The organism is Frankia sp. CeRuru1, assembly GCF_977966315.1.
Map to the genome: position 1 here is coordinate 1 of NZ_CDWWEW010000504.1, position 3,020 is coordinate 3,020.

At 70.6% G+C, this 3,020-nt stretch carries 3 protein-coding genes; all 3 read right to left on the reverse strand.

The window, feature by feature from the left end:
• Positions 1-49: 49 nt before the first annotated feature.
• Positions 50-655, reverse strand: a complete 606-nt coding sequence (locus tag AC08OP_RS23495) for a hypothetical protein (protein WP_476616159.1) — start codon at positions 653-655, stop codon at positions 50-52.
• Positions 656-930: 275 nt separating this feature from the next.
• On the reverse strand, positions 931-2,364 hold the full coding sequence (locus AC08OP_RS23500; RefSeq protein WP_476616161.1) for an ATP-binding protein: 1,434 nt from the start codon (positions 2,362-2,364) through the stop codon (positions 931-933).
• Positions 2,365-2,391: 27 nt separating this feature from the next.
• Positions 2,392-3,020 (reverse strand): response regulator transcription factor (locus AC08OP_RS23505; RefSeq protein ID WP_476616160.1); only part of this gene is annotated, 629 nt, incomplete at its 5' end.

The following is a 3,020-nucleotide window of genomic DNA, read 5'->3' on the forward strand; positions in this document are numbered from 1 at the left end:
CCTCCGCCCGCTGCGACGAGCGGACTTGTTACCAAATGTTCGCCTAAAGTTACTGGTCGCATGTGCGTCTAGGCGGAGCAGGCCCACCCGATCGAACCGGCGAGCGTTCGGCCGCCGGTGGTCGTCGCCGAGAAGGAGACGTCGCCACCAGTAGCGGTGCCTGCGCGGTGGCCGGTACGGCGGTGGCCGGTACGGCGGTGACCGCGTAGTGGGCATCCGGGCCGGTCATCGACACGGTCACCAAAGCCTGGTAGCTCCCTGGCCCGTGGTAGCCGGCCACCCGCACGACGTCCGAGACGGCGTAGCCGTGGACCGAGCCGCTGGCCGACGCCACGTAGCGGGCGCCCGCGGTCTGGCAGCTCACCACCGTGTCGACGTGGCCGGAGACCGCCACCGGGGAGGTGATGGCCACGGTCAGGGAGCCCGGCCCGCCGGCACCCTTCCCGACCGCATCCGTGGATGTCGCGGCAGCCGACGTCGCCGCCGGCACCGGTGTCGTTGAGGTTGGCTGGACGGTCGCCTGCTCGGCGGTCGCCGTCGCCGGCGCGGCGGTCACTACCCGGGTGCCGGGCTGGCAGGCCGCGATGGTCAGCAGCGCCGCGCCGGCAACGGTAGCCGTTGCGAGACCTCGACGGACCGGAGCATGAAGGTTCATGGGAACGGGACACCTGCCTTCGGGACATCGGAGATGGTCAGGTGGCCCCGACGGGTGACCGTGGGAGCCAGCCGGCTGGGTGTCACGGTTTCCGCGGACCGGTTGTGCCCGCGTTCCTTGCCAGCAAGGCAAGAACATCAGCCCAGAATGAGAACCCTTTCCCGGCAAGATGTGAGACACATTCGGGTTCGCAGTTTTCCTGCTATGACCGGACAACCCGCGGAGGCGGTGAACGCGGCGTCACTGGTCGGAACGGGATCGCTCCACGGCCCCGGTCAGAGGAGGTTGACGGGCCGGCCTGCGGCCAATTCTTCCCCTGCGCGGGCGGGGAGGATGATGCGGACGGTGGTGCCAGCACCGGGGGCGCTGTCGAGGGTGGCGGTGCCGCCGTGGGCGGCGGCGATGGCGGCGACGATCGCCATCCCGAGGCCGCTACCGGTCCGGCCACCGCCGCGGCTGCCGGCCGCCCGGTAGAAGCGGTCGAAGGCGCGTTCGGCGTCGGTCGGGCTCATCCCAGGTCCGAAGTCGCGGACCTGCAGGCACACCTGGCCGTCAGTGGCGGTGAGGCTGACCTCGGCCAGGGTGCCGGGTGGGATGTGGGCGCGCACGTTGGCCAGCAGGTTACCGATCACTTGGCGGAGTGCGTCTGGGTCGCCGACCACCAGGCAGTGGTCGGGGGCGCGCAGCCGCAGCGGGCGGTCGGGTTCGACCGCGGCGGCGTCGGCGACCGCGTCGCGGGCGAGGGAAGCCAGGTCGACGGCGGACTGCTCCAGGGGTCGGGCCTCGTCGAGGTGGGCCAGGTAGAGCATGTCGTCGACAAGAGTGCCCATGCGCCGGGCCTCGTCCTGGACGCGGCGTAGCGCATCGTCCCTACCGGCCGGCGGAACAATGCCCTGGCGCAGAAGGTCGACGTATCCCCTGATCGAGGTCACCGGTGTGCGGAGCTCGTGCGACGCGTCCGCGACAAACCGTCGCAGCCGGTCGGCCGACCGCCGGCGGTCCTCGAAGGCTGCCTGAATCTGGCCGAGCATGGTGTTGAGCGCCGCCGCGAGCTGACCGGTCTCGGTGCGCGGACGCCCCGGCGGGACCCGCCGAGCCAGGTCGCCGCCGGCGATGGCGGCCGCCGTACGGGTGATGTCCCGCAGCGGGCGTAGCCCCCGGCCGAGCAACAGCCAAGCCGCCGTACCGGTCAACGTGAGTACGGCTGCACCAGCGGCGGCCTCGACCAGGACGAGCCGGGTCGTGGTATTTGCCACCGGTCGCATCGGCAGCGCGATCAGGTCGGTGACGCCGCTGGGCAGCGTTCCGACCACCGCCCGGTAGGAGACACCTCCTACCTTCAGCGGAAACGGCGCGCCCGCCTGGATCCGGCTGTCGAGATGGTCGACGTGAGCGAGCAGCTCGCCGCTGGGTACCGGGATGTCGGCGTCACCGGCGACGGCCAGTACTGCCCCGTTCGGCCGCCGCAACTCCACCACGAACGCGGTCGGAGCCACCGTCCGTTGCAACTCAGTCCCGCCGAGCAGCGGCGACGCCGAGGCGATCAAGGCGAGTCCGCGAGTGCCGAGCAACGTCTGTGCCCCGCGCAACTGGCTGTCGGTCTGATCGACGAGATAGGACCGCAACGCGAACGCGCTCGCCGCTCCGGCGACAGACAGCGCTACCGTCATCAGCCCGAGCAGGCCAAGCATCAGCCGGGTCCGCAACATCACGACGCTCCTCCCGTCACCGTGACCTCAGACCGGGGTGGATTCGCGCACCAGGTAGCCGAACCCGCGGCGCGTGTGGATCAGCGGCGGGCCGTGCGGAGCCAATTTGCGCCGCAGGTAGCTGACGTACTGGTCGACCACTGTGGCGCCGCCGACAAAATCCGGCCCCCACACCGCGGCCAGGATCTGCTCCCGGGACAGCACCCGGTTCGGGTTAGCCAGCAGATACCGCAGCAGCTTGAACTCGGTCGGTGACAGCTCGAGCGGGCAACCGGCCCTGGTCACCAGGCAGGTGTCCTCGTTCAGGGTTACATCGGCGAACACGAGCACCGGCGCCGGCGGCACCGGCGTGGATGCCGGCTCCCGCCGGGTCCGGCGCAGCACCGCGCGGGCCCGGGCGACCAGCTCGTCGATCGCGAACGGCTTCGTGATGTAGTCATCACCGCCATAGGTCAGCCCCGCGACTTTGTCCGCACGATGATCCCGCGCGGTCAGGAACACCACCGGCACCTCCATGCCGCACTCCCGCCACCGCCGGCACAGCTCAAAGCCATCCCCGTCCGGCAACATCACGTCCAGCACCAGAAGATCCGGACGATCCGCATCCACCGTGGTCACCGCTTCGCGCGCGTTACTCGCCGTGGTGACCTCGAACC